Source organism: Marinobacter oulmenensis, from assembly GCF_014201735.1.
GTDB lineage: Bacteria > Pseudomonadota > Gammaproteobacteria > Pseudomonadales > Oleiphilaceae > Marinobacter > Marinobacter oulmenensis.
The window spans coordinates 213,822-240,489 of the sequence record NZ_JACHFE010000005.1; the positions used below are offsets into that span (position 1 = coordinate 213,822).

22 protein-coding genes are annotated in these 26,668 nt (G+C 58.5%); 11 read left to right on the forward strand and 11 right to left on the reverse strand.

Annotated features, from left to right (window positions below; translation table 11 throughout):
• Positions 1 to 62: 62 nt before the first annotated feature.
• Entirely contained in the window at positions 63 to 986 is a 924-nt protein-coding gene (locus HNR38_RS11175; protein WP_183703977.1) for a LysR family transcriptional regulator, read from the reverse strand.
• A 116-nt stretch (positions 987 to 1,102) separates the two neighbouring features.
• On the opposite strand from HNR38_RS11175, the gene HNR38_RS11180 reads away from it, so the two are divergent.
• Positions 1,103 to 2,356 carry a gallate dioxygenase gene (locus HNR38_RS11180; protein ID WP_183703980.1) on the forward strand — a complete coding sequence of 418 codons (1,254 nt, stop codon included), beginning with the start codon at positions 1,103 to 1,105 and terminating at the stop codon, positions 2,354 to 2,356.
• 78 nt (positions 2,357 to 2,434) lie between these two features.
• Positions 2,435 to 3,664 carry an MFS transporter gene (locus HNR38_RS11185; RefSeq protein ID WP_183703985.1) on the forward strand — a complete coding sequence of 410 codons (1,230 nt, stop codon included), beginning with the start codon at positions 2,435 to 2,437 and terminating at the stop codon, positions 3,662 to 3,664.
• Here HNR38_RS11185 and HNR38_RS11190 read toward each other — a convergent pair.
• Positions 3,661 to 4,572: a LysR family transcriptional regulator gene (locus HNR38_RS11190; protein ID WP_183703988.1), complete on the reverse strand. Its 912-nt coding sequence runs from the start codon at positions 4,570 to 4,572 to the stop codon at positions 3,661 to 3,663. The two genes, HNR38_RS11185 and HNR38_RS11190, sit on opposite strands and share 4 nt — an antisense overlap.
• Before the next feature lie 114 nt (positions 4,573 to 4,686).
• Between HNR38_RS11190 and HNR38_RS11195 the strand changes: the two genes are divergently transcribed.
• The gene (locus tag HNR38_RS11195; RefSeq protein WP_183703991.1) at positions 4,687 to 5,508 is read left to right on the forward strand and encodes a DODA-type extradiol aromatic ring-opening family dioxygenase; all 822 of its coding nucleotides are present in this window, start codon (positions 4,687 to 4,689) and stop codon (positions 5,506 to 5,508) included.
• Positions 5,509 to 5,544: 36 nt separating this feature from the next.
• Positions 5,545 to 6,066: a cytochrome b gene (locus HNR38_RS11200; protein ID WP_183703994.1), complete on the forward strand. Its 522-nt coding sequence runs from the start codon at positions 5,545 to 5,547 to the stop codon at positions 6,064 to 6,066.
• On the opposite strand, the gene HNR38_RS11205 is transcribed toward HNR38_RS11200, so the two are convergent.
• Positions 6,050 to 7,126 (reverse strand): NAD(P)H-dependent flavin oxidoreductase, encoded by a 1,077-nt coding sequence (locus HNR38_RS11205; protein WP_183703997.1) that lies wholly within the window; start codon positions 7,124 to 7,126, stop codon positions 6,050 to 6,052. The two genes, HNR38_RS11200 and HNR38_RS11205, sit on opposite strands and share 17 nt — an antisense overlap.
• Before the next feature lie 88 nt (positions 7,127 to 7,214).
• Here HNR38_RS11205 and HNR38_RS11210 point away from each other — a divergent pair, with 88 nt between their 5' ends.
• Positions 7,215 to 8,117: a LysR substrate-binding domain-containing protein gene (locus tag HNR38_RS11210; RefSeq protein ID WP_183704344.1), complete on the forward strand. Its 903-nt coding sequence runs from the start codon at positions 7,215 to 7,217 to the stop codon at positions 8,115 to 8,117.
• Positions 8,118 to 8,364: 247 nt separating this feature from the next.
• Here the strand turns inward: HNR38_RS11210 and mnmE are convergent, their stop codons facing one another.
• The 5 genes from mnmE to rpmH form a co-directional block, all read right to left on the reverse strand.
• Complete coding sequence (mnmE, locus tag HNR38_RS11215) at positions 8,365 to 9,735, reverse strand: tRNA uridine-5-carboxymethylaminomethyl(34) synthesis GTPase MnmE (RefSeq protein ID WP_183704000.1); 1,371 nt, start codon at positions 9,733 to 9,735, stop codon at positions 8,365 to 8,367.
• A gap of 70 nt (positions 9,736 to 9,805) precedes the next feature.
• Complete coding sequence (gene yidC / locus HNR38_RS11220; protein ID WP_183704003.1) at positions 9,806 to 11,521, reverse strand: membrane protein insertase YidC; 1,716 nt, start codon at positions 11,519 to 11,521, stop codon at positions 9,806 to 9,808.
• Between the two features lie 4 nt (positions 11,522 to 11,525).
• Complete coding sequence (gene yidD / locus HNR38_RS11225; RefSeq protein ID WP_221275774.1) at positions 11,526 to 11,819, reverse strand: membrane protein insertion efficiency factor YidD; 294 nt, start codon at positions 11,817 to 11,819, stop codon at positions 11,526 to 11,528.
• An 11-nt stretch (positions 11,820 to 11,830) separates the two neighbouring features.
• Positions 11,831 to 12,217 (reverse strand): ribonuclease P protein component, encoded by a 387-nt coding sequence (gene rnpA / locus HNR38_RS11230; RefSeq protein ID WP_183704008.1) that lies wholly within the window; start codon positions 12,215 to 12,217, stop codon positions 11,831 to 11,833.
• A 14-nt stretch (positions 12,218 to 12,231) separates the two neighbouring features.
• The gene (gene rpmH, locus HNR38_RS11235; protein WP_091704626.1) at positions 12,232 to 12,366 is read right to left on the reverse strand and encodes a 50S ribosomal protein L34; all 135 of its coding nucleotides are present in this window, start codon (positions 12,364 to 12,366) and stop codon (positions 12,232 to 12,234) included.
• 653 nt (positions 12,367 to 13,019) lie between these two features.
• On the opposite strand from rpmH, the gene dnaA reads away from it, so the two are divergent.
• The 5 genes from dnaA (at position 13,020) to gyrB (ending at position 20,544) form a co-directional block, all read left to right on the forward strand.
• Positions 13,020 to 14,471, forward strand: coding sequence for a chromosomal replication initiator protein DnaA (dnaA, locus tag HNR38_RS11240; RefSeq protein WP_221275792.1), 1,452 nt, complete (start codon positions 13,020 to 13,022; stop codon positions 14,469 to 14,471).
• Between the two features lie 49 nt (positions 14,472 to 14,520).
• Positions 14,521 to 15,624, forward strand: a complete 1,104-nt coding sequence (gene dnaN, locus HNR38_RS11245) for a DNA polymerase III subunit beta (RefSeq protein WP_183704014.1) — start codon at positions 14,521 to 14,523, stop codon at positions 15,622 to 15,624.
• Positions 15,625 to 15,641: 17 nt separating this feature from the next.
• Positions 15,642 to 16,925, forward strand: coding sequence for an ABC1 kinase family protein (locus HNR38_RS11250; protein WP_183704017.1), 1,284 nt, complete (start codon positions 15,642 to 15,644; stop codon positions 16,923 to 16,925).
• A gap of 13 nt (positions 16,926 to 16,938) precedes the next feature.
• Complete coding sequence (gene recF / locus HNR38_RS11255; protein WP_183704020.1) at positions 16,939 to 18,057, forward strand: DNA replication/repair protein RecF; 1,119 nt, start codon at positions 16,939 to 16,941, stop codon at positions 18,055 to 18,057.
• Between the two features lie 72 nt (positions 18,058 to 18,129).
• Positions 18,130 to 20,544 (forward strand): DNA topoisomerase (ATP-hydrolyzing) subunit B, encoded by a 2,415-nt coding sequence (gyrB, locus tag HNR38_RS11260; protein ID WP_183704024.1) that lies wholly within the window; start codon positions 18,130 to 18,132, stop codon positions 20,542 to 20,544.
• Between the two features lie 70 nt (positions 20,545 to 20,614).
• Here the strand turns inward: gyrB and HNR38_RS11265 are convergent, their stop codons facing one another.
• The 3 genes from HNR38_RS11265 to HNR38_RS11275 form a co-directional block, all read right to left on the reverse strand.
• On the reverse strand, positions 20,615 to 21,382 hold the full coding sequence (locus tag HNR38_RS11265; RefSeq protein WP_183704027.1) for a VC0807 family protein: 768 nt from the start codon (positions 21,380 to 21,382) through the stop codon (positions 20,615 to 20,617).
• 110 nt (positions 21,383 to 21,492) lie between these two features.
• Positions 21,493 to 22,770 (reverse strand): 4-aminobutyrate--2-oxoglutarate transaminase, encoded by a 1,278-nt coding sequence (gene gabT, locus HNR38_RS11270; RefSeq protein ID WP_183704030.1) that lies wholly within the window; start codon positions 22,768 to 22,770, stop codon positions 21,493 to 21,495.
• 75 nt (positions 22,771 to 22,845) lie between these two features.
• Entirely contained in the window at positions 22,846 to 24,615 is a 1,770-nt protein-coding gene (locus HNR38_RS11275) for an ABC transporter transmembrane domain-containing protein (RefSeq protein WP_183704043.1), read from the reverse strand.
• A gap of 229 nt (positions 24,616 to 24,844) precedes the next feature.
• On the opposite strand from HNR38_RS11275, the gene HNR38_RS11280 reads away from it, so the two are divergent.
• Positions 24,845 to 26,635, forward strand: a complete 1,791-nt coding sequence (locus HNR38_RS11280; RefSeq protein ID WP_183704047.1) for an ABC transporter transmembrane domain-containing protein — start codon at positions 24,845 to 24,847, stop codon at positions 26,633 to 26,635.
• The last annotated feature ends 33 nt before the right edge of the window (positions 26,636 to 26,668 follow it).

Consider the following 26,668-nt stretch of genomic DNA (forward strand, 5'->3'; position numbering starts at 1 on the left):
GGTCGCTTTGCACCGGATAGGGAAATTGAATGTTACGCTCAGCCATTCAAAAAAAGCATAGATCAGTTTTTACCCACAGGATTCAGTTCACCTTCCCTGCCGCCAAGCTCCCTGAGAAAGTCAATGAACACCCGGGTTTTCCCGGGCATCAGTGATCGCTCCGGATAGATCACGGACAGAACCGCAGCGGTGTCCTGGAAGCGGACATTTTCGAACACCCGAACCAGTTCTCCGGTTTCCAGATGCCGACGGCAGTACTGTTCTGGAACAAACGAGACCCCACCCCCGTTCAGGATATATTCGCGAACCAGCAATGGGTCATTGGCGTGAATCATCCGGTCACGGAGATTCAGTCGCTGGGTGCGTTTGCCCACATTTACCCGGACCTGACGATCGCCATAGCGTTGCTCACAGATCTGCACGTGAGGTAGCGGATCGACGGAGTCCGGGCCGAGGCCATGACGGCGGGCATACTCCGGCGTGGTCACCCAGATCAGTCGGCCATGGTATAGAGGAAGCGAGATCAGTTCCGAGTCGGTCAGCGCGCCGACCACCACCGCCACATCGATTTTTTCACGGATGATATCCACAGTATGGCTGGTCAGAATCAGTTCCAGCTCGACAGCCGGAAACCGGGCATGGAAAGCCGGTAACGCCGGGGCGACAAATTCCCGGGCGAACGCCACCGGCAGGGCTGCGATCAGACGCCCGCTTGGCGAAGCAGTCATGCCCGACATGACCGCGTCTGCAGCATCCACCTGCTCAATGATGCGACGGGCGTGTTGATAAAACGTCTTCCCCTCCTGGGTCACCTGAACGTTCCGGGAATTTCTCTGTAACAGGCGCACACCCAGGGCATCTTCCAGCCTGGAAAGGGACTTGCTGACGGTAGACTTGGACATGCCCAGTCTCGTGGCAGCCGGGGTGATCCCCCCGGTATCCACAACGGCCACGAATACCGGTGCATCATCAATGGACCATTTCATGGTTCCTCGTTATTGTTTCTTAATGGAAACAGTGCATCCCATTTTGCTGTATTGTTTACCAAACTGACAAGCCCTACCGTGAGTGGCTCCACAACAATCAATAACAGGAGCACATCATGGCGACGATCATTGGCGGTATTGGTGCCTCTCACTCACCCACCATCGGTTATGCGGCAGATACCAATAAATCCGGTGACCCGGCGTGGGCCCCGATTTTCGAGGGCTTCCGTGAGGTCCAGCAATGGGTGGAAAAACGGGAGATTGATGTTCTGTTCATGATTTTCAATGATCACATTACATCGTTCTTCTTCGACCACTATCCCGCCTTTGCACTGGGTGTGGATGACAGCTACCAGACCGCTGACGAAGGCGGCGGGGCCCGCAATTTCCCGGCTGTCAAAGGTCAGGCGGCACTGGCCCGTCACATTGCAGAATCACTGATGATGGATGAGTTCGATCTTTCCGTTTTCCAGAAGAAGCCCCTGGATCACGGCTGCTTTTCGCCACTGTCCATGATCTGCCCCGATGCCGGGGCCTGGCCCGGCAGCATCATTCCTTTCCAGGTTGGCGTCCTCCAGTGGCCCGTTCCCACGGCTAACCGGTGCTACAAGCTGGGCAAGGCGTTGAGACGGGCCATTCACTCCTATCCAGAAGACCTTCGGGTGGCGATAGTGGCCACCGGCGGACTGTCGCACCAGGTCCATGGTGAACGCTGCGGATTCAATAACGAGGAATGGGACCAGCGCTTTCTCGATCTGCTGGAAAACAAACCCGAACAGCTAGCAGCAATGCGCATTGCTGAATACGCGGAACTCGGCGGGTACGAGGGGGCCGAGGTGATTATGTGGCTGATCATGCGGGGCGCGCTGTCGGATCAGGTCAGAAAGGTTCATTCCGTCACCTATCTGCCTTCGATGACCAATATTGCAACGGTGATCTACGAGGATATCGGCCCGACACCGTCAACGGACGCTGCCGAAAAGCACCGCAGGCTGATGGGTCACCAGTTGTCGGGTGTGGAAAAGCTTGAGGGAACCTACCCGTTCGACCTTGAAACCAGTCACCGTGCCTATCGGATCAACGATTTCCTGCACCGACTGATTGAGCCCGGGCACCGTCGCCGTTTCCTCGAGGAACCGCAAACCCTGTTCGAGGAGTTCAGGCTGACGGAGGAAGAACAGACGATGATTCGGGAACGCCGCTGGATAGATATGATTCGCTATGGGGTCATTTTCTTTTCCCTGGAAAAAATGGGTGCGGTTGTTGGTGTGTCCAATCCCGAGATCTACGCCAGCATGCGGGGCGAAGACCTGGAAACCTTCCAGAAAACCCGCAACGTTTCCATGAAGTACTCTGTCGGCCAATCCTGAGACTTTCCATCATCATGCCGTCCCTGTAGTGTTTCCATTCCGGACTTACGGTGAACACCACAGGGACAACAACAGTTCATGACGGAGCCTGTCGAGGCAAGACACCCGGCCGTAGTGGCCAGATCCCCCGCCGTTTCCCCCGACATTGTGGTACTGATCGCGGGCATCACCGCCGCCCTGCACGTGGGTAAGCTGCCGCCTGCCATACCCGCCCTGCAACAGGCATTGGGCATCTCTCTGGTGCAATCCGGTTTCCTTTTGTCCCTGGTTCAGTTGGCGGGCATGCTCGGTGGCCTGATGATCAGTCTTCTGGCGGACTCGGCGGGCCTGAGGCGCAGCATCATGGCCGGGCTGGGGTTGCTGACCGTGGCCAGCCTGGCCGGCGGCTGGGCACAATCCGGTGAGGCTCTGCTCTGGTTAAGGGCCCTGGAAGGTCTGGGTTTTCTGCTGGTCACGCTATCGGCACCGGCCTTGATTCGCCAGCTGGTGGCGCCGGAAAACCTCAGTCTGCGCCTGGGATGGTGGAGCTGCTATATGGGTCTGGGCATGGGCTCGGCCCTGCTGCTGGCGCCCTGGATTCTCGACACCCTGGGCTGGCAGGCCTGGTGGTGGCTTCTGGCTGCACTGACCGCCGTGGTTCTTGGCACCGTCTGGCGATCCGTACCAGCCGATAGCACTCACCAGTCCGGTGTCAGGCCCGCCCTCGGTCATATGCTGGCGAGGTTGTGGACAACGCTGAGCCATTCCGGGCCCTGGTACCTGGGGATAACCTTTGCCATGTACGCCGGCCAGTGGCTGTCAGTGGTTGGCTTTCTCCCGTCGATTTATACACAGGCCGGAATCAGTGGTACCCGACTGGGTGTTCTGACCGCGCTGGTAGCCCTGGTGAACGCCGCCGGTAATGCTGTGGCAGGCAGACTCATGCACCGTGGTATCCCGCCGATACACCTGCTGACAACGGGTTTCCTGTGCATGGCGTTGTGTGCCTTTCTGGCCTTCAGTAACTGGACCGGCTCACCGGTACTGAAATACCTGGCGGTCCTGATGTTCTCCGGCATTGGCGGCATTGTGCCCGCCAGCCTGTTTGCGCTGTCAGTCCAGGTTGCACCGGACCGGCATACCATACCAACAACCGTCGGCTGGATGCTCCAGTTCTCAGCACTGGGGCAGTTCGTGGCACCGCCTGCCTTCGCTACGCTGGTTGCATGGGCCGGCGGCTGGCAATGGAGCTGGACGCTGTCGCTGGTCACCTCCGCGGCTGGTCTTGGCTTTGCCCTGCTCACCGTCAGAAAAACCGCCACACACTAGTTGCCCACATCCGTGGCGTCGTCAAACACCTCCACCAGGTAATCAATCATCGCCCGGACTTTCAGTGGCAGGCGCCGGTCCGGCGCGAACAGTACATGCAGCCCCCCCAGATCCACCAGCGGTTGATCCAGTTCCAGTGCCACCAGTTCCCCGCTGGCCAGAGCATCAGCAACAATGAAATGGGGCTGATAGATGACCCCCTGCCCCCGGACAGCCGCCGCAAGCAGGGCATCTCCGTTGTCTGCCTTGAGGTTGCCCTTGACCGGCACCTGAATCCCGCCGTCATGGCCGAACCGCCATACCCCGTTGCCCTGAACCGGTGACAGGGTATAGCTCAGGCAGTTATGACCGGAGAGATCTGCCACCCGCTCCGGTCGGCCGTGCTTTGCCAGGTACTCCGGCGAGGCGCAGATTCTGAGAGGGAAATTGCCCAGACGGCGCGCCCGAAGATCGCTGTCCGCCAGATGTCCGACACGGATAACCAGGTCCCAGCCGTCCTTGAGCAGATCCTTTCGGCTGTCACTCAGGCCAAGCTCTACTTCCACCATCGGGTAGCGTCGGGTAAACCCCGGCAACAGCGGCGCAATAAACCGGGTTCCGAAAGACAGGGGTACATTCATCCGCAATCGGCCCACGGCCTGGTGCCCCTGCGCCGACACATCCGATTCCGCCTCGTCCAGTTCCTGCAGTATGCGCTGACAGGCCTCCAGGTATTCGGCACCGGTATCGGTCAGTGTCAGTTGTCGGGTGGTGCGGTGGAGCAGCTTCACACCCAGCCGGGCCTCCAGCGCGTCCACGTGCTTGGTTGCCATCGCTGGCGACATCGACAACGCCCGTCCCGCAGCCGACAGACTGCCCAGGGCTGCTGCCTGCGCAAACACCCGCATTCCGGTGAACCGGTCCAACATCTATTTAACACTCATAGTTAAAACTGTTCCCAAATAATAGCAGGTTCTCTACCAATAGAAGGGAAGCTAGAGTGAAGGGAGTCTATTCGATGAACGTCATCTGAGGGGGAACCCATGCCTGTGGAAAACCAGCCAACCGCGACCCAGCCGGTCTACTTCATCCCCCATGGCGCCGGTCCCTGCTTCTTCATGGAGTGGCGCCCGAAGGATGCCTGGGATGGTATGGCCCGCTTTCTGGGTGGCATCCGGAACCAGTTGCCCGAGCCACCCAAAGCCATTCTGCTGGTCTCTGCCCACTGGCAGAGCGAGACTTTTCGCGTCACCAGTGGTTCGCAACCCGAGCTGATCTACGACTATTACGGCTTTCCCGAACACACCTATCAGCTGACCTATCCCGCTCCGGGTTCACCGGCACTGGCAAACAGTGTCCATCAGGCGCTGGAACAGGCCGGGCTGGGTGTCCATGAAGATCCGTCGCGGGGGTTCGATCACGGCATGTTCATTCCCCTGAAACTGATGTTCCCGGAAGCCGACATCCCGGTGGTGCAACTGTCACTGCGCTATGACCTGGATCCCCAGGCCCATCTTCAGGCTGGCCAAGCTCTGTCGGCGCTGCGGCAACAGGGCGTCCTGATTGTGGGCAGCGGCATGAGTTTCCACAACATGCGCGGCTACGGGGATCCACGCTTTACACCACTGTCGAAGGAGTTCGATCAGTGGCTGAACCGGACCGTGGCTGACCAGCCGTCGGAAAGACTCTCTGCTGTGCAGCACTGGACCCAGGCGCCCCACGCCCGGCACTGCCATCCCCCTCGTGAGGAAGAACACCTGCTGCCCCTGATGGTGGCGACCGGCGCCGCCGGGGCCGATCCGGGCCGGCAGGTCTATTCCGAAAAAGTACTCGAAACCTGGTTGTCAGCCTTTCGTTTCGGCTGACACCAACGTCTTTACCCATTCTTCAAGGAGCTCATCATGTTTCAGGACACCCGGCAAACCTACGGCACGCTCAGCAAATCCCTGCACTGGCTGATGGCGGTACTGGTGGGATGGCAGTTGCTCAAGTTCGGAGACCGGATTGCCGACGGTGAACACTGGGTCGGGCAGACGCTGGTGCCCTGGCATATCTCCATCGGCACATTGCTGCTGGTGCTCATCGTGATCCGCCTCGTCTGGGCCCTTCAACAGCGCAATCGTCGTCCCGAGCCCGACCCGGCACTCCGAACATTCGTCAAAGCCGGTCACGGGCTGCTCTACGCCGTGCTGCTGCTGATGCCTGTTACCGGCATCCTGGTGATGGTTGGAGGCGGTTATGGGCTGTCAGCCTTCGGTATGCAGCTTATCGCCGAAGGTGAAGAAGTGGCCTGGGCCTCCACCCTGGGCGGGCTCCATTCTCCCCTGGCCTGGGCACTGACCGCTCTGATCGCCGGTCACATCGTGATGGCCCTGTTCCATCACTTCGTGAAAAAGGACGAGACACTCAGGCGGATGGTGTAACAAGCCCGGCTTCACGGGCCAGACATCCGATCAGTTCACCCGCAGGCAATTCACGTGCCTGCGGGGCACCCTGGCCGGCCCAGTATCCGGCGAACGCCAGGCTGTCCGCTGCCCTGGCTGCGGCAATCAGTGCTTTGCCTGCATCGTAGGCGATGGGATAGTCCGGCAGCTCGGGCATATCCGGTCTGTCTATCCCGGTATGGAAACGGTTCACGATGCCACGGGCGGGACGCCCGGAAATCACACGGGTGATCCGGGTTTCGCGACAGTGCTCACTCCTGAGCGTCGCCCGGTAGCCGGCATCCGCCCCGGATTCCGGACACAGAATAAACGCCGTCCCCAGTTGAGCACCGGCTGCGCCGGCTGCCATGACCGAACGGATGCCCTGGCCATCCATCAGGCCTCCGGCGGCAACCACCGGCACTTTCGCCTCACGGCTGATCAGTCGGGTCAGCGGGAGCGTAGTGAGTAACCGGTCCCCTGCCTCGGGTTCGAATACACCGCGGTGCCCGCCGGCCTCGGCCCCCTGGGCCACAATCACATCAATCCCCGCGGCCTCGATAATCCCCGCTTCCTCCGGTGTGGTGGCACAGCCAAAGGTGACAATGCCGGCCTCACGAAGGGACTTGACCCATGCCCTGGGCGGTACGCCAAAGTGAAAGCTGACCACCGCTGGCCGTTCTTCCAGAAGCATATCCAGAACGACGCGATCCTCGTTGAAACTCCGGTAGGGTGTGGACAACTTTGATGGCGGTACCGCACCGAACTCTTCAAAAACCGGTTGCAGATAGTCGATCCAACGCTGCTCTCTCTCCGGGTCAGCAACGGCTTCGCGATGGCAGAACACGTTGGCATTGAACGGCTTGTCGGTCAGAGCACGGGTATCCCGGATCATCTGTCGCGCCTTTTCCACGGAACTGGCCCCTATCCCGAGGGACCCCAGGCCACCGGCATTCGAAACCGCCGCCGCCAGTTCCGGCGTGGCAATACCGGCCATGGGGGCCTGGATGATGGGATATTGGATGTTCAAAAGGCGGGTCAGGGAATTGGAGAGGGTCATGATGTTATCTATTGCTCAAAGGTGATTCTTTCAATATTCTCTATTTAAGAATTAAATTACATTTTTATTTCGGAATCAAGAAATGAACATTGACCTGAAAGCCCTGGAACTGTTTTGTACGGTGGCCCGGGAGCTCAGCATTACCCTTGCCGCGCAACGACTGGGCCGTGCTCCGTCCAACGTCACCACCCGCATACAGCAGTTGGAAAGCGAACTTGGGGTTTCACTTTTCCTAAGAAAAAACAAGCGCCTGCATCTATCGCCAGAAGGCGAGCAGTTTCTTGTGTATGCGCAAAAAATCCTCTCGGTATCCGAAGAGGCCCGCCAGATCCTTCATCCGGATAAACCAGGGGGATCCTTGCGTATTGGTGCCATGGAAAGTACCGCCGCGAGTCGTTTACCGGAGGCTCTTGCGAGCTATCACCGCAAGTGGCCGGAAGTGGCACTTTCGGTAACCACGGGCCCTTCCGCCCCAATGCTGGAGGCCGTGCAGGCGCGATCGGTCGATTGCGCCTTTATTGCGCCAGCGGTGGGTACTGAAGGGAAGGAAAACTCGGAGTTGTCATCTATGGGCCTGGTTGGCCAGCCAGTCTTCAGGGAAGAACTGATGCTGGTGCTGCCGGAAGCTCATCCACCAATAACCTCTGCTGCTGATGTGGCCGTTGGTTCACTGGCCACATTTCGACCAGGGTGTACCTACCGATCAATAGCAGAAGAATGGTTTCGCAAGGGAGGCGTTAACCCATCATCCATTCCCAACATTCAGGAAGTTGGCTCCTATCACGGGATGATTGCCTGCGTTTGCGCGGGGACCAGTGCCTGTGTCATTCCTAAGAGCGTCATTGAGCTGCTGCACGAACCAGTCGGCATTCAACAGATCCCACTGAAAACGATTGATACCTGGCTGGTTTGGCGGGAAAACTATGACACTCCGGCCCTCAGAGAGCTTATTAGCATCCTTTCAGGTGCCCACGCCACCCAAGGTCGTTGATGTGGAATCAACGCATTATCAAGTGGACAGAGGGAAGCCGGTTATCACGGCACCGGCCTCCAGCTTGCGTATGGCGGCGGCACTCAACGAATCGGCTCTATATCTGGGAAGCGCGATTGGCGCGGCAATCGGCGGTGTGGCGCTGAGCCTACCGATCTGGTCACTGCCCCTCGGCACCGGTTTTGTGGCGGCGGTTGGGATGTTAGTGCAGTTCATCGGTTTGCGTCGAAGTGCGGGTTGATATTTTTCACTTCCCGATACAGAAAGAACTGAAGATTTTGCCTAGCAGATCGTCCGGAGTCAGGTGCCCGGTGATTTCCCCCAGGGCGTCCTGGGCGGCTCTCAGGTCTTCGGCGAGCAGTTCCCCGGCGCCGTAGCCCTCCAGTTGGGACTGGCCCTGTGCCAGGGCATCCCGGGCCCGTTCCAGGGCATCCAGATGGCGTCGACGGGCCAGGAAGCCGCCTTCGGTGGAGCTGGCGAAGCCGATGCACTCCTTCAGATGTTCCCGGAGAATGTCCAGGCCATCGGCGGATTTTGCCGCCAGGCGGATCACCGGGGCTGACGCCCCCGATTCCCCGGAGATTCCCACCGTCTCACCGGACAGGTCCACCTTGTTGCGAATAACGGTTACCGGGGCATTGTCCGGTAACTGATCGATAAAATCCGGCCAGATGTCGTGGGGCTCGGTCCTGTCTGTGGTGGTGGCATCCACCAGCAGCAGGATCCGGTCCGCCCGGCGGATTTCATCCCAGGCCCGGGCGATGCCGATGCGTTCCACCTCGTCCGGGCTTTCCCGCAGGCCGGCGGTATCGATGATGTGCAGGGGCATACCATCAATGTGGATATGTTCCTTGAGGACATCCCGGGTGGTGCCTTCGATGGCCGTGACGATGGCAGTTTCCCGGCCCGCCAGGGCGTTGAGCAGACTGGATTTACCGGCGTTGGGACGCCCGGCAATCACCACGTTCATGCCGTCCCGGAGAATGGTGCCCTGTTCCGCCTCGGCCAGAATCGCCCGAACCTGGTCCAGCAGTCCCTGCAGGTCTCCCGCCACCTTGCCGTCGGCGAGGAAATCGATCTCTTCTTCCGGAAAATCGATCGCCGCTTCCACGTAAATGCGCAGGTGGGTCACCGCCTCCACCAACTGATCAATCCGCTGAGAAAACACCCCCTGCATGGACCGCACGGCACAGCGGGCGGCCTGTTCCGAACTGCTTTCAATCAGGTCGGCAATGGCCTCGGCCTGGGTCAGATCCAGTTTGTCGTTCAGGAACGCGCGCTCGGAGAACTCGCCCGGGCGGGCGAGCCTTGCCCCCTGGCTGCACACTTCCCGTAGCAACAGGTCAAGGATGACCGTGCCGCCATGGCCCTGCAGTTCGAAGACATCCTCGCCGGTGAACGAATGCGGGTTGGGGAAAAACAGGCCAATGCCCTCGTCAATCAGCTCACCCTGACTGTCCAGGAAGGGGCCGTAATGGGCATACCGGGGTTTCGGCTCGTAGCCGAGCATACGCGCGGCAATGGCCCGGGCATCCGGGCCGGACACTCTCACGATACCGACGCCGGCCTGGCCGGGCGCGGTGGCGATGGCGGCAATGGTGTCAGTGGCTGCTTGCATGATTTTTCCTGCTCCTGAAACAACAAAGGCTCCACACAGGAGCCTTTGTCGGGTCAGAAATACCGTTGCGTCAGTATTTCTTGCCTGCGGTTTCCGCTTCGATCTTGCGGGTAATGTACCACTGCTGGGAGATCGACAGAATGTTGTTCACCAGCCAGTACAGAACCAGACCGGCCGGGAACCACAGGAAGAACACGGTGAACACCAGCGGCATCAGCTTCATGATCTTCGCCTGCATCGGATCCGGCGGTGTCGGGTTCAGGTGCATCTGCAGCATCATGCTGGCACCCATCAGGATCGGCAGGATGAAGTACGGATCCATCTGGGACAGATCCTGGATCCACAGCATGAACGGCGCATGGCGCAGTTGCACACTTTCAAACAGTACCCAGTACAGGGAAATGAACACCGGCATCTGCACCAGGATTGGCAGGCAGCCGCCGAGCGGGTTGATCTTCTCCCGCTTGTACAGCGCCATCATTTCCTGGGACATGCGCTGGCGATCGTCGCCGTACAGCTCTTTCAGGCGATTGAGCTGAGGAGCCACGGCGCGCATCTTGGCCATGGACTTGTAGCTGGTGGCGGACAGGTGGAAGAACACCGCCTTCACCAGAACCGTCAGCAGGATGATCGCAACACCCCAGTTGCCGACCAGGCCATGGAACCACTGCAGGATGTAGAACAGCGGCAGCGAAATGAAGAACAGCCAGCCGAAATCGACCGTGCGGTCCAGGTTCGGGGCCACGCCTTCCAGACGTTCAATGATTTTGGGACCAACGTACGCTTTTGCGCCCACTTCGGCGCTTTCACCCGGGGCAACGGTGGTGGCGGGGTAAACAAAGCCCATCACGTGCAGCGGCCCACGACGGGTTGTCTGGAACTGGGCCGGCTGGTCCCGGTCCGGCACCCAGGCGGTCAGGAAGTAATGCTGGAGAAACGCCAGCCAGCCGTTGGTCACAGACTGGTTGATGCGGTTTTCGGTCAGGTCGTCGAAATCGTGTTTCTCGTAGGGATCTTCCGGGGTGCTGATCACCATGCCCAGATAGGCACGGATACCCATGCTGGTCTGCGCCGTCGGATCGGCGGACTGGTCACGGACAATCTTGCCGGTGAAATTACTCTTCCAGGGCGCATCCGAGTTGTTTTCGATCAGGTAACGAACCTGAATCTCATAGGAACTGCGGTCCAGCTCGTAACGCTTGGTGATGCTAACGCCGCTGTCGGTGGTGAACGTCAGGTCCACGTTCAGTTGGTTCTCACCCTCACTCAGCGAATAGCTGCCGGCGCTGGTGTTATAAACCGGTTTACTGCCTGCGTTGCGACCATCCGGACCGTCCTGGCCAATCAGACCGCTTTCGAGCATGTAGGTTCGGCCGTTGCCTTTGGTCAGCAGTTTCAGCGGCTGCTTGCTGTCGAGGGATTTGTCATAGTCCAGCAGGGAGCTGGAAACCAGATCGCCACCCACGCGATCAATGGTCAGCTCGTAGACGTCGGTACGGACGGTGATGTAGCGGTTGGCAACCGATTCCTCGCTGTCGGCGTTACCAGCCGGCAGGTTCTGGCTATCGGCATCCGGCGTGCTGAACTCGTCGTTTGTGCTGGCGGCGCCCGAACTCTCCGGCAGGACCATATCATCACCGGAACCGTCAGTGCCGGCCGCGGAGTCGCTCTGGACAACCTGCTCAGTCTGTGGTGCTGGCTGGTGATAGTCTTCGTTCCAGGCCAGAACCATCATATAACTGACAATGGCGAGGCCGGCAAACAGAACAATACGTTGAATATCCATAAACTTAATGTCTGGTCTGGGTGGTAGTGTGAGAGCGCTCTACGGGACTGGTATCCCGGCTGGTACTGTCGGATGCCGTTGGCTCCGTCCCCGGTACCGGATCATAACCGCCTTCGGCCCACGGATGACACCGGAGCAGACGGGCACCCGCAAGACAGGAACCCTTGATGGCCCCATGATGCTGGATGGCTTCGATGGCGTATTGTGAACAGGTTGGATAGTGCCGGCAATGGCTGGCCATCATCGGACTGATGGCGTATTGGTAGAACCGGATCGGCAGGAGCAGGAGCTTGCGCATAAACCCGTACCTCATGGCCGTGCACTGGCGTGTTCAGGCGGTTTCTGGCGGTGCTTTTTCTTCAATCGGTGCCAGAGTTCGTTAAGCGATGACCGGATGACGGAGTTATCCAGTGTCGCAAGGCCCTGTCGCCCGATAACAATGATATCCAGTCCCGGTAGGTCCTGCTGGTGACGAAAGGTTTCCCGCACCTGCCGCTTGACCCGGTTTCTCTGGACAGCCTGTCGAAGGTTCTTCTTCGAGAAAATCAGGCCGACCCTGGCGTAACCCCGGGCATTCGGAGTCGCCAGGATCAGAAAGTTCCGGTGGGGAACTTTCAGCTGTACGTCATCGAAGACTTTGCTGTAATCCGAAGGTTTCAACAAACGAACGGTTTTCGGAAACCCCAAAGTCTTCATAAGCCGTTGTCAGCTTATGCGGACAAACGCGCACGACCCTTGGCACGGCGACGGGACAGTACCTTACGACCATTGGCAGTGGCCATACGGGCACGGAAGCCGTGAGCACGCTTGCGCTTCAGGACGCTCGGTTGGAATGTTCTTTTCATGGTGATCTTCTCACAAATCGTCGATGGATATGGTTGATTGGCTGAAAAACAGGCAGCCAAAGCAGGAGCGGCATTCTAGTCAAAAGCGGTGGCAAGTTCAATGTCTGATCTGACAGAGAGATCAACGGGGTGGGTCAGGGAAAACCGATGGACCAATAACTAGAGTCAGTAAGTCTTTTTTAATTCTTTTAAAGGATTATTTATTACTGTTATTAGGCAGGTCTATTTTTGTGGATAAGCCATTTTTTTCTTTTTTCATCAGAGTCCTGGATGTTGGACAAGGGTCTTGATGAGTCGTCCTGAGCCCTGTGGAAAGCGCTGGTGTGAAATGTGGGAAAAAGCGGAACCGGCCGAAAGTCGAGGTTATCCCCGTTTTGATACAGGATGTTCACACAGGGTCGTCACCGTGGTTTACACAGGATCCTGTGGGTAACTTTTTTTGCCGGAATTATGTACACAACCCTGTTGATACATTGGTAAGCGACTGAAAATCGTTGTTTATTTTTTCCACAGGCTGTTTATGACCTTCGATTGCGGGCTTTTACTGAAGGTCACCAGGGGTTAGAATCCGGGATTACTTTCACGCCAGCGGGCCGGTATTTTGCCGGTGTCTGCCAAGCAGGTTTCAGGAGTGGGCGGTTGTGCCTAACACGATGTGGCATCAATGTCTGGAAGTGCTTCGGGATGAATTCCCTGCACAACAGTTCAATACCTGGTTAAGGCCCCTGCAGTCCGATCAGCAGGAGGGGCAGCTGATGCTGTTTGCCCCGAACCGCTTCGTCATGGACTGGGTCAATCAGAAGTACCTGCGCCGTATAGAGGAAGTGCTCAAGGACATCAACGGGGGCCAGGCGCCGCGTGTGATGATGAAAGTGGGCTCCGCTCCGAAGAAAGACGCACCGGTAAAAGCGGCGGTCAAGGAAACCGAACCGGCCTCTGGAGGGGAGGATGCCGGCCGGACAGTGACGGAAGAAGAGAAGAGCGTGGCGGCCACGGTGCCGGCGCCACCGTCACCAACGGTTCAGGCGCAGCCTGTGGAAAACAGTGAACGCCGGGATGTTCAGGTTGAAGGTGACATCAAGCACCAGAGCTTCCTGAACGAGACTTTCACTTTTGACACCTTTGTTGAGGGTAAATCGAACCAGCTGGCGCGGGCCGCGTCCATGCAGGTGGCGGAGAACCCGGGGGGCGCCTATAACCCGTTGTTTCTCTATGGCGGCGTCGGCCTGGGTAAAACTCACCTGATGCATGCCATTGGTAATGAGATTGTGCGCCGCAACCCGAGGGCCAAGGTGGCCTACCTGCGTTCGGAAAGGTTTGTGGCGGATATGGTCAAGGCTCTCCAGCTCAATGCCATTAATGAATTCAAACGCTATTATCGTTCAGTTGATGCTCTGCTGATCGACGATATCCAGTTCTTTGCCCGCAAGGAACGCTCACAGGAGGAGTTTTTCCACACCTTCAACGCGCTGCTTGAGGGTGGGCAACAGGTGATCGTGACCTGTGACCGTTTCCCCAAGGAAATTTCCGATATGGAGGAGCGGTTGAAGTCCCGGTTTGGCTGGGGCCTGACGGTGATGGTCGAGCCACCGGAACTGGAAACGCGGGTCGCCATCCTGATGAAAAAGGCGGACCAGGCGAACGTCAAACTCAGTAGTGAAGCGGCCTTCTTTATCGCACAGAAAATACGCTCGAACGTGCGTGAACTAGAAGGGGCGCTGAGACTGGTGATAGCGAATGCTCACTTCACCGGTTCGGAGATCACGCCTCCGTTTATCCGGGAGAGTCTGAAAGACCTGTTGGCACTGCACGAAAAACAGGTCAGTATCGATAACATTCAGCGTACGGTTGCTGAGTATTACAAGATCAAGGTGGCTGACCTGCTGTCCAAACGCCGGACCCGGACAGTCACCCGTCCCCGGCAGGTTGCGATGTCCCTGGCCAAGGAACTGACCAACCACAGCCTGCCGGAGATTGGAGATGCCTTTGGCGGACGGGACCACACCACGGTCCTGCATGCGTGCAAGAAAATTGTGGAACTCCAGGAATCGGATCCTGGAATCCGCGAGGACTACCAGAATTTCATGAGATTGCTGACCACCTGAGGCCGGGTGGCTGCGGACCATTCACTTCCGATAGCGATAACCGAGTGCCATGAAACTGACAATCAGCCGTGAATCCCTGATCACCCCGCTGCAGAGCATTGCCGGGGTTGTGGAAAAGAAACAGACCATGCCGGTCCTGTCGAACGTGTTGCTGGAAGCGGAAGACAACACCCTGACCCTGACCGGTACCAACATGGAGGTTGAGCTGGTGGCGCGGGTGGCCCCGGTTCACGTGGATCAGCCAGGCCGCATTACCGTACCGGCCCGCAAGCTGGCCGATATCTGCCGGGCCCTGGGTGACGAAGCACCGATTGATCTGGCACTGGAAGGCGACCGGCTGCACCTGCGGGCTGGCAAGTCCCACTTTACCCTGTCCACATTGCCGGCAGAGCACTTTCCGAATGTGGAAGATGACGAAGAGAGCTTCCGGCTTGAGCTGCCCCGCAAAGAGCTGGGCCGCATGCTGGACGCCACCGCCTTCGCCATGGCCCAGCAGGATGTCCGTTATTACCTGAATGGCCTGCTGCTGGAAGTCGACAGCGGACATGTCCGTACCGTGGCTACCGATGGCCACCGCCTGGCGATGGCCCATATGGACATGGAAACCGCGTGTCCGGAGCTGCGTCAGGTGATTGTGCCCCGTAAAGGGGTTCTGGAACTGGCCCGTCTGCTGGATGATGAACAGGCGCCCGTCACCCTGGTTATTGGTGACAACCACCTTCGTGCCACGGTGGGCAGCTATACCTTCACCTCCAAGCTGATTGAAGGCAAGTTCCCCGATTACAACCGGGTGATTCCCCGGGGTGGTGATAAGGAAGTCATTGCGGACCGTTCGACACTCAAGAGTACCTTGCAGCGGGCCGGCATCCTTTCCCACGAAAACATCCGTGGCGTGCGTCTGAACCTGGCGCCGGGTGAGCTTCAGGTGTTTGCCAATAACCCGGACCAGGAACAGGCTGAAGATGCCCTGCCGGTGGAATATCAGGGCGAACCCCTGCAGATTGGCTTCAATGTGGGCTATCTGGTGGATGTCATGAACGCCCTGGATGACGATTCGGTGAAGATCACGCTGTCCAACCCGAACAGCAGTGCCCTGATCGAGTCCGGTCAGGATGACGGCTGCCTGTACGTCGTCATGCCCATGCGCCTCTAGGCCATTCTGCTCAACGGATGGTTTCCCTGGCAAAAGGCATGAAAGGGGTCTTGCGAATGGGCCAGACCCTGTCCGTGCTCGGGCGCACCGGTGTCGACTGGGCGAGGGGGGAGCGTCCTCCCGCGCCCCGACTGTTACGCCAGACGTTTGAGCAGCTTGGCGCCACCTATATAAAGCTGGGCCAGTTCATCGCCAGCTCCCCCACGTTCTTTCCACCCGAGTACGTGGAGGAGTTCCAGAGCTGCCTGGATCACACGCCCAGCCTCCCCTTCTCCGAGATCCGTGACATTGTAGAAAGTGAACTGGGCCAGCCGGTTGATCAGGTGTATGCCGAGATTGATCCGGTTGCCCTCGCCTCCGCATCCATAGCCCAGGTGCACGCCGCCCGGCTGGTAACCGGCGAGGACGTGGTGATCAAGGTTCAGAAACCGGGGGTGGAAACCATTCTTCAGGCGGACCTTGGCTTTCTGCAGATTGCGTCGCGGGTTGTGGAAACCCTGGCACCCCGGTTGTCCTGGACTTCATTGTCCGCAGTCGTGGATGAAATCCGCAGCACCATGCTCCAGGAATGTGATTTTAACCGGGAAGCCGATAACCTCCGGGTGTTCCGGAAGTTTCTTCAGGATCATGGCATCGACCAGGCGACGGTCCCTCAGGTCTATAGCGATTTCAGTCGTCGTCGTGTTCTGACCATGGAGCGTTTTCACGGGGTTTCATTGACGGATCCCAGAAAACTTCAGAACATTACCGCAGACCCGGAAGCCGCGCTGATTACCGCCATGAACACCTGGTTCGCCAGCCTCACCGGCTGTGAGTTTTTTCACGCGGATGTTCACGCCGGTAACCTGATGGTTCTGAATGATGGGCGCGTCGGGTTTATTGACTTTGGCATCGTGGGCCGGATCCGGCCGGAAACCTGGGCCGCAGTTCATGACTTTGTCGCAGCGATCATGGCCGGCAGTTTTGACGGCATGGCGGATGCGATGGTTCGGGTTGGGATAACCCGTGATCAGGTGGATGCCTCGGCGCTGGCAGAGGACCTGAAGGAACTTTATGGGCGCATGGATACGATGGGCACCGCCGCCTCGTCCGAACCGGGAGAGAATGCCGCCCGGCAGGCGGAGGATCAGGTCAATAACCTGTTGATGGAGATTGTCCGCACCGGAGAACGGCACGGGTTACACTTCCCCCGGGAATTTGCGTTGTTGTTGAAACAGTTTCTTTATTTTGATCGTTATGTTCATGTGCTGGCACCGGAGATGGACATGTTCATGGACGAACGATTGAACCTGCTGTCGTGAGCGTTTCGTCCCTATGGCGCTAGTGAAACTCCAGACCCAGCATTTCCGGAATCTGGCAGCGGACCCGGTCACCTTCTCTCCTTCCTTTAACCTGCTCTACGGCGCCAATGGTAGTGGCAAGACCAGCGTACTTGAGGCCATTGGCTATCTCGGTCTTGGCCGCTCGTTCCGGATCAAACGGCACCAGGCAGTGGTCTGCCATGGCCAGGACAAGCTGACGGTGTTTGGCGCACTGGATTCCGGACTGGCGACATCAGAACCGGGGGACATTGCTCACCGGGTGGGCATTGCCCGTGATATCACCCGGAAGGAAACCCAGCTGCGTGTTGATGGCGAAGCGGTTCGCAGCCTGTCCTCATTGGCCATGCACTTGCCGGTATCCGTGATTGATCCCGGTGTTTTCGACATCGTAGCCGGAGGCCCCGCCAATCGAAGGCAGTTTCTGGATTGGCTGGTGTTCCACGTGGAACCTTCTTTTTCCTCCCTCTGGCAGCAATGCCAAAGAGTGATATCACAGCGCAACCGGACGCTCAGAAATGGTACAATTGACGAATCCCTGTTGCGGGTCTGGGACGCGCAATACAGTGCACTGGCTGAGGCCTTGAGTGAATCCAGGGAAAAGGTGTTTCGCCAGTTCAAGGCTGCCTTTGAAGGCATCCTCGGTGAACTGGAGGCAGACTGGTGCCAGGGGCTGAAACTCGAGCTTTACCCCGGCTGGGACCGGAATCATAGCCTTTCCGAGGTGTTGGGCAACCATCGCGAACAGGAGCTCCGGATGGGGCACACGCTGTATGGTCCCAATCGTGCGGATCTGCGCCTGAAATATGGCGGGCGACCGGTTGCGGAAACCTTTTCACGGGGGCAGCAGAAGACCCTGGTGATTCTGATGAAGATCGCCCAGGGTAAAGTGCTGAGCGATCTGGGCAAACAGGTGACGGTGTTGCTGGATGACATTAACGCCGAGCTGGATGAAGGGCACCGGGTGATACTGGCCCGCAAGCTTCAGGAGCTGAAGTGTCAGGTGTTCATCACGTCCATTGAACACCCGGAGCCCGATCAGTTATGGGCCGCCGGGCAGGCGCCGGAATACAGGATGTTCCACGTGGAACATGGCAAATTGACCGAAGAATAGTTCATCTGCCTGTCAGGCAGTTGCCCGGATGGCACTGGCGACATGCAGGTACCACCTTCAGGAGTCTCTTTAATGAGCGAATCGAACTACAATTCCTCCAGTATCAAGGTACTGAAAGGACTGGATGCGGTGCGCAAGCGCCCGGGCATGTACATCGGTGACACCGATGACGGGACAGGCCTGCATCATATGGTCTTTGAATTGGTGGATAACTCCATCGATGAGGCTCTGGCGGGCTATTGCTCGGAAATCGGTATCCGAATCCATCCGGATGAGTCCATTACTGTTCAGGACAACGGGCGTGGTATCCCGGTGGATATGCACGAGGAAGAGGGTGTATCGGCGGCCGAAGTGATCATGACCGTGCTGCACGCCGGTGGTAAGTTTGACGACAACTCTTACAAGGTTTCTGGCGGTTTGCACGGTGTGGGCGTCTCGGTGGTTAACGCCCTTTCCTCCACCCTCACGCTGACCATTCGCCGTGATGGCAAGGTGTACGAGCAAAGCTATTCCCACGGGGTTCCAAACGCGCCCCTGGCGGAAGTGGGTGAAACCGAAGCCTCAGGTACCAAGGTACATTTCATTCCGTCGCCGGAAACCTTTACCCAAATTGCGTTTCACTACGACATCCTGGCCAAGCGTTTGCGGGAACTGGCATTCCTGAACCGGGGTGTGCGCATCCGTCTGACCGATGAACGCAGTGGTAAAGAGGACGTCTTTGAATACGAAGGCGGCTTGCAGGCGTTTGTTGAACACCTGAACACCAATAAAACCCCGATCAACCGGGTCTTCCACTTCGATCACCAGCGTGACGACGGTATTGCCGTGGAAGTGGCCATGCAGTGGAACGATGCCTTCCAGGAAAACATCTACTGCTTCACCAACAACATTCCCCAGAGGGACGGTGGTACCCACCTTGCGGGTTTCCGTGCCGCCCTCACCCGCTCGCTCAATAACTACATCGAGCAGGAAGGGTTGGGTAAGAAAGCCAAGGTCCATACCTCCGGCGACGACGCTCGGGAAGGTTTGACTGCGATTATCTCGGTGAAAGTGCCGGACCCGAAGTTTTCTTCCCAGACCAAGGACAAGCTGGTTTCCTCCGAGGTGAAAACCGCGGTTGAGCAGGACCTGTATCAGCAGTTTGCCGACTACCTGCAAGAGCAGCCGAACGAAGCCAAGCAGATCGTCAACAAGATGATTGAGGCTGCCCGGGCCCGGGAAGCAGCGCGCAAGGCCCGCGACATGACCCGTCGTAAGGGCGCCCTGGATATCGCAGGCCTGCCCGGCAAACTGGCTGATTGTCAGGAAAAGGACCCCGCACTCTCCGAACTTTACATTGTGGAGGGTGACTCGGCCGGCGGCAGCGCCAAGCAGGGCCGGGACCGGAAAACCCAGGCCATCCTGCCGCTGAAGGGCAAGATCCTGAACGTGGAAAAAGCCCGTTTCGACAAGATGCTGTCCTCTGCCGAGGTTGGCACCCTGATTACCGCCCTGGGCTGCGGCATTGGCCGTGAGGAATTTGATCCGGACAAACTCCGGTATCACTCCATCATCATCATGACGGATGCCGATGTGGATGGTTCACACATCCGTACCCTGCTGCTGACCTTCATGTTCCGCCAGATGCGCGAAATCATTGAACGGGGCCATGTGTTCATCGCCATGCCGCCGCTGTACAAGGTCAAGCGCGGCAAGCAAGAACAGTATCTGAAGGACGAGAAGGCCAAGGAAGCCTACCTGACCCAGACCGCTCTGGAAGGTGCCCAGCTGTTCGTCAACCCGGATGCCCCGGCCATCAAGGATTCCGCCCTGGAAACCATGGTCAAGGACTACCAGGCGGTGATGGCCATGATCGACCGTCTGTCCCGTGCCTATCCCGCCATGGTTCTGAAGCAGATGATCCAGAACAGCACCCTGGGCAGCGAGCAGCTCAGGGATGAAGAGGCCGTTGCCCGCTGGGTGGCGCGTCTTGGCGAAGGCCTGGACCTGGATACCCGCACCGGCACCAAGTACACCTTCTCGGTGACCCGTGACGAAGAGCGGGGTCTCTATCTGCCCAAGGTGACCATCTACGTGCATGGCCTGCCCCATGAGCATGTCTTCGGCCATGACTTCTTTGAGTCTGCCTCCTACGCGGCGATTGCTCGCCTGGGTGAGACCCTGGATGGCCTGGTGGAAGAAGGCGCGTACGTTCAGCGTGGCGAACGCAAACAGACCATCCTGTCGTTTGAGGGGGCTCTGGACTGGTTGATGCGGGAAGCCCAGCGTGGCCTGAATATCCAGCGCTACAAGGGTCTGGGTGAGATGAACCCGGAACAGCTGTGGGAAACCACCATGGATCCGGAAACCCGTCGCATGATGAAGGTCACCATCGAGGACGCCTTCGCGGCCGACCAGATCTTCACCACACTGATGGGTGACGATGTCGAACCCCGCCGGGACTTCATCCAGAGCAACGCCCTGGAAGTCAGCAACCTGGACGTATAGTCCGGCGTTGATTTCGGCATAAAAAAAGGGCGGTCCCGAAAGGAACCGCCCTTTTTATTTGGGAACGGGTTCAGGATTTCCCCGATTCTTCCCTCTTTCGCTGTTTTTCCTTTTCTTTTTCAAGAAGATGCGGTGCCATCACTTCTTCCAGGGTATACCCGGTCAGGCGCCGGATGCTGCGCCAGAGATAGTAGAAAATCAGCATCATCATAATCATGGAGGGAATGGCAATCATCGGATAGCTGACCAGCGTCATCTGCCCCAGTTCCTCATTGAACGCCTCGGTACCGGACGGACTGACCACAATCCAGCGCGCCAGCACATAGTTCATGATCGAGGAAAACAGGAAGGTGCCGGCAAAAAAGTAACTCGCCTTGAGCAGACGGTCCTCAAACTCATCGACACAGCCGTTCTCTTCCAGCGATTCATGGATCTTGTCCACATTCAGCACGCTGGGGTTATACAACAGCGTCCGGACCAGCGGGTACCGGGTGCGTGTGGACACCAGCACGGCCAGGCCAATCACCGCCGGCACCGCCGCTTCCTTGATTGCCAGCCAGCCGGCGTCCAGTTCCAGAAGCCCGATACCGCCGGTCAGCGCCACGCTGATCAGACCCAGCAGGGCGATAAAGTTTTTCTTGTGGTAGCGGACCAGTTCGAAAAGGCCCCACCCCAGGGGAAAGGCCAGGCCAATGATCAGGGCATTAACGCTGCCCAGATGTTCGTCCCCGCTGAATTTCATCAGTATCACCGAGGGGATTACGATGCTGACCAGAAGGTCGATCCAGGGGCGTGGCTGATGCTCAGGTGGGGTGTTCGATTGCGAATCGGAAGTCATGTAAGTCCCTGAAAACAAAAAAGGCGGCGAAACCATCGGGTTCCGGCGAACCGGAACAGTATACGATGATTACGCCGCCTTTCGCGATCCTGTGAAACTGCCGGGGCTTATCAGGCTCCGGCTTCTTTCAGGCTTTCTTCAACGATCTTCAGCCCTTCTTCCAGAACCTCGTCTTCAATGGTAACCGGCATCAGGAAGCGGATGGTGTTGCCATACATGCCGCAGCTCAGCAGGATCAGCCCCTTTTCCTTGGCCTTCTTGGTGATCGCCGCCGCCAGTTCCGGTTTGGGCGTGTGGGAATCCTTGCTTTCGACCAGTTCGAATGCGGCCATGGCGCCCAGGTTACGAACGTTGTCCACGTGGGTGAACTGTTCCTGCCACTGGGTGAAGCGCTGGTTCAGTTTTTCGCCCAGACGCTGGCTCTTGCCCAGGATGTCCTCTTCCTTGAACACGTCGAAGACCGCCAGGGCCGCGGCGCAGGCCGTCGGGCTGCCGGTGTAGGTTCCGCCCAGGGAGTTGGGACCGGAGGAATCCATCACCTTGTCCGTACCGACGATGGCGGAAATCGGCATGCCGTCCGCCATGGACTTGGCCATGGTCATGATGTCCGGCTGAACGCCGCTATGCTCGATGGCGAACATCTTGCCGGTCCGGCCAAAGCCACTCTGGACTTCGTCGACGATCATCAGGATGTCGTTGTCGTCGCAGATTTTACGAACCGCTTTCAGGAAGCTGGTGGACGCCGGGTAGAAACCGCCCTCACCCAATACCGGCTCAAGCACAATGGCAGCGGTATTACGGGCGGGGGAATCAGCTTTCATGGCCATTTCAAGACCGCGCAGGGCTTCTTCCTCGGAGACTCCGTGATAAGGAACCGGATAAGGGGCGCGGTAGACCATGCCCGGCATGGGACCGAAATCGGTCTGGTAGGGCGCTGCCTTGCCGTTCATGGCCATGGTCATGAAGGTACGACCGTGATAGCCACCGGTGAAGCAGATCACATTGGTTTTACCGGTGGCGGCGCGGGCAATCTTGACGGCATTTTCCAGGGCCTCGGCACCGGAGTTCGCCAACATGACCTTGGCATCGCCTTTCACCGGAACCACTTCGCTGAGTTTCTGGGCCAGCTTCACGTAGCCTTCATACGGCATGACGGTCTGGCAGGTATGCATGAGCTTGTCCAGCTGCGCCTTCACGGCCTCGACCACTTTCGGGTGACGGTGGCCAATGTTCAACACCCCGATACCGCCGGCGAAATCGATCATACGCTTGCCGTCGGCATCCCAGAGTTCCGCGTTCAGGGCGTGGTCAGCAAACTGTTCGTTGGGGCTTGCTGCCCCGGCTGCCACATAGCGTTCTTTGAGTGCCTGCAATTCTTTATTGCTCACGTCGTCCTTCTCCTGAGGTCAGGTTCAAAAGTTTCCTCTACAGTGTAGGTAGTACGCTGCCAGGAAACAAACCGACTATTGGCCGCCCCCCCTGGTTTCGGTGCGGAACTGAAGCTGGGCAAGGCGTCGGTATAGCTCGCTTTGCTGCATGAGTTCCTCATGGCGTCCCACCGCCTGTAACCGGCCCTGGTCCAGCACGGCAATGCGGTCAGCGTCACGTACCGTGGCCAGCCGGTGCGCGATCACCAGTGTGGTGCGCCCGGCGGTGAGGGCTGGCATGGCCTGTTGGACGAGATGTTCGCTCTCGGCATCCAGGGCGCTGGTGGCCTCGTCGAGCAGCAGGATGGGCGCATCGGCCAACAGCGCCCGGGCAATGGCCAGGCGCTGTTTCTGGCCGCCGGACAGCCCCAGTCCGGCATCCCCCAACCCGGTGTCATAGCCTTGTGGCAGGGCTTCAATGAAGTCATGGGCATGAGCCACCCGCGCCGCCTGCTCGACGTCTGCCTGGCTGGCATCCGGACGGGCGTAACGAATGTTGTCTGCCACTGAACCATGAAACAGCGCCGGAGTCTGGGGAACCAGGGCAAAACACCGGCGCAGATCGGCCAGGGACAGATCTGCGGTATCGATGCCATCAATCAGAATGCGCCCGGCATCCGGCTGGTAAAAATGCAGCAGCAGATCAAACAGGGTGGACTTGCCGGCACCGGAGGGCCCCACCAGGGCCAGGGTCTCGCCGGCCCTTACATCCAGGCTCAGGGACGACAGAGCAGGGCTGTCCGGCCGACCGGGGTAATGGAAACTGAGCTCTTCGATGCGGATTTCTCCCCGGACAGGATCCGGAAGACGTTGCGAGGGCGCATCACGGACAAACGCCGGCTGGGTCTGCAGCAGTTCGAACAGGCGGGCGGCAGAACCGGCAGCACGCTGCAGCTCGCCGATCACCTCGCTGATGGCGCCGGCGGAGACACCCACCAGCAGGCTGTAGAACACAAACGCGGCCAGTTCCCCGGGCGAGATCCGGCCATGAATCACGTCCAGCCCGCCGATCCAGATCACAATGCCCACGGCGCCCATCACCAGGCCGATCACCAGGGTGGTCAGCCAGGCTCGTTGCCGGATGCGGGATCGGGCCACCTCGAAGGCATTTTCTGACACACCGGCAAAGTGCTGGCGATCGTAGGGCTGATGGTTAAAGGCCTGTACCGTCTTGATCTGTGTAAGATTTTCCCCGACGTAACTGCCAACATCCGCCACCCGGTCCTGGCTCAGTCGGGAGAGGCGGCGCACCCGCCGGCCAAAGAACAGGATCGGCGCTATCACCAGCGGGAACCCCAGGAGAATAATGCCGGCCAGTTTGGCGTTGGTGATAAACAACAGCACCAGACCGCCCACCAGCATGACCGCATTGCGCAGGGCAATGGAAACGGTGGAGCCGATCACCGATTGCAGCACCGTGGTGTCGGCGGTGAACCGGGACTGGATTTCCAGTGCCCGGTTCTGTTCGAAGAAACCGGGATGCAGGTCAATCAGGTGATTGAAGACCTTCTTGCGCAGATCGGCAATTACCCGCTCGCCGATCCAGGACACCAGATAGAAACGGGCAAAGGACCCGAAGGCCAACCCGAGCACCAGCACGAAGAACAGGCCGATGGCCCTGGCGAGATTGTCTGGCGACTCGGTGGCCAGGCCCTGATCGACCAGAATGCGTAAACCCTGGCCGAGGCCCAGCGTTACCCCGGCGGTAAATACAAGTGCGATCAATGCTCCGGCGACGGTGCGTTTGTAGGGGCTGATGAATTCCGCGACCAGCTTCAGGGCTTTGCGATGTTGGGTGTTAATCATGTGCCTCCGGGTTGTGGGCTAATAAGGTAGACTTCGTTACCCGTACGATTTGTACTCGAATAGCGGCTTATCACCGGACTCTGACAAGAGCGTGCTGCTGGATATACTTTCCAGGACCGTCAAAAGCCAGGGATGGCTTTTGTCGAGCGTACAGGGATGTATTTACAGCGTGTCCTGGAAAGTATATCCAGCTGTGCGCTCGACAACTCCGATATCAAAGGATAAACCAGTGCGCGCCTACGCCGACAATGATTACCCCGCTGACCACAAACCGGACTGGAAAATCATCGCCGGTCTCTGGCCCTACCTGACCGAATTCCGGGGCCGGGTTATCCTGGCGCTTGGCTTTCTGATTTTGGCCAAACTGGCCACCGTCGCCACACCGGTTGCCCTTAAATACATTGTCGATTACCTGGACCAGAACAGCGGCGACGAGCTGTTGCTGTGGGTTCCGGTGCTACTGGTGGTGGCCTATGGCCTGCTGCGTTTTGGCAGCACCCTGTTCAACGAGCTACGGGACGCCATCTTCGCCCGGGTGGCCGAGCGAGCCATGCGCCGCGTGTCTTTGCGGGTGTTCGAACACCTGCACCAGCGGGAGCTGGGCTTTCACCTGGATAGAAAGACCGGCGGTCTGGCCCGGGACATCGAGCGGGGCACCAGCGGTATCAGTTTTCTGCTGCGCTTCACCCTGTTCAATATCGTCCCTACTCTACTGGAGATTGTACTGGTAGCGGGCATCCTGCTGGTGGTTTTCAACGTCGGCTACGTGATCGCCATCCTGGTGGCCGTCGTGGTCTACGTGGTGTTCTCCATCAGGGTCACTGAATGGCGAACCAAGTATGTGCGGGAAGCCAACGCAAAGGACAACCAGTCCAACTCCCGGGCGGTGGACAGCCTGCTGAATTATGAGACGGTCAAATACTTCAACAACGAACGCTTCGAAGCCCAGCTTTACGATGCAGACCTGCAGGAATGGGAACAGGCCCGCCTGAAAAACCGCCTGTCGTTGGCAACCCTGAACACCGGGCAGGCCCTGATTATCGGTGTGGCCCTGGTTGTGATCATGGCCATGGCGGTCACCGAGGTGGCCAATGGCGAGATCACCCTGGGCGATTTCACCATGATCAACGCCTACCTGCTGCAGCTGTTCATTCCCCTCAACGCCCTGGGGTTTGTCTACCGGGAAATCCGGCAGGCGCTGGTGAATGTGGAGCGTCTGTTCAAACTGCTTGGGGACAAACCCGTTATCGAGGATACCCCGGATGCCGGGGAACTGGCGGTGGATAAAGGCGAAATCCGTTTTGAACATCTTCATTTCGCCTACCGTAAGGATCGTCCGATCCTGAAGGACGTGGATTTCACCATTCCCGCCGGCCACAAGGTCGCGGTGGTGGGCGCCAGTGGTGCGGGCAAGTCCACCCTCGCCCGCTTGCTGTTCCGTTTTTACGATGTGGATAACGGCGCCATCCGCATCGACGGCCAGGACATCCGCGACGTCACCCAGGACAGCCTGCGGGCTGCGATCGGCGTGGTGCCCCAGGACACGGTGCTGTTCAACGATACCCTCTACCGCAACCTGGCCTATGGCCGACCGGAGGCAACCGAAGAGGAAGTTCACCGGGCCGCCCGACTGGCGCACCTGGAACACTTTATCCACAGTCTGCCGGAAGGCTATGACACGAAAGTGGGCGAACGGGGTCTGAAACTGTCCGGCGGCGAAAAACAGCGCGTCGCCATCGCCCGGGTAATCCTGAAAAACCCGCCGCTGCTGATTCTCGACGAAGCCACCTCGTCACTGGATTCGTTGTCCGAGCAGGCGATCCTGGGTGCCCTGAAGGAAGTCAGTGAACAGCGCACCACCCTGGTGATTGCGCATCGCCTGTCCACCATTCGGGATGCGGATACGATTCTGGTTATGGATGGGGGCCGGATTGTAGAAAGTGGCAGCCACAATGAGTTGTTGGCAACCGGTGGTCACTATGCGCATCTCTGGGCGCAGCAGCATCAGGAGAGCGACTGAGAATTCGGGAGTAAGGGACAGGGGGAAGGCCTC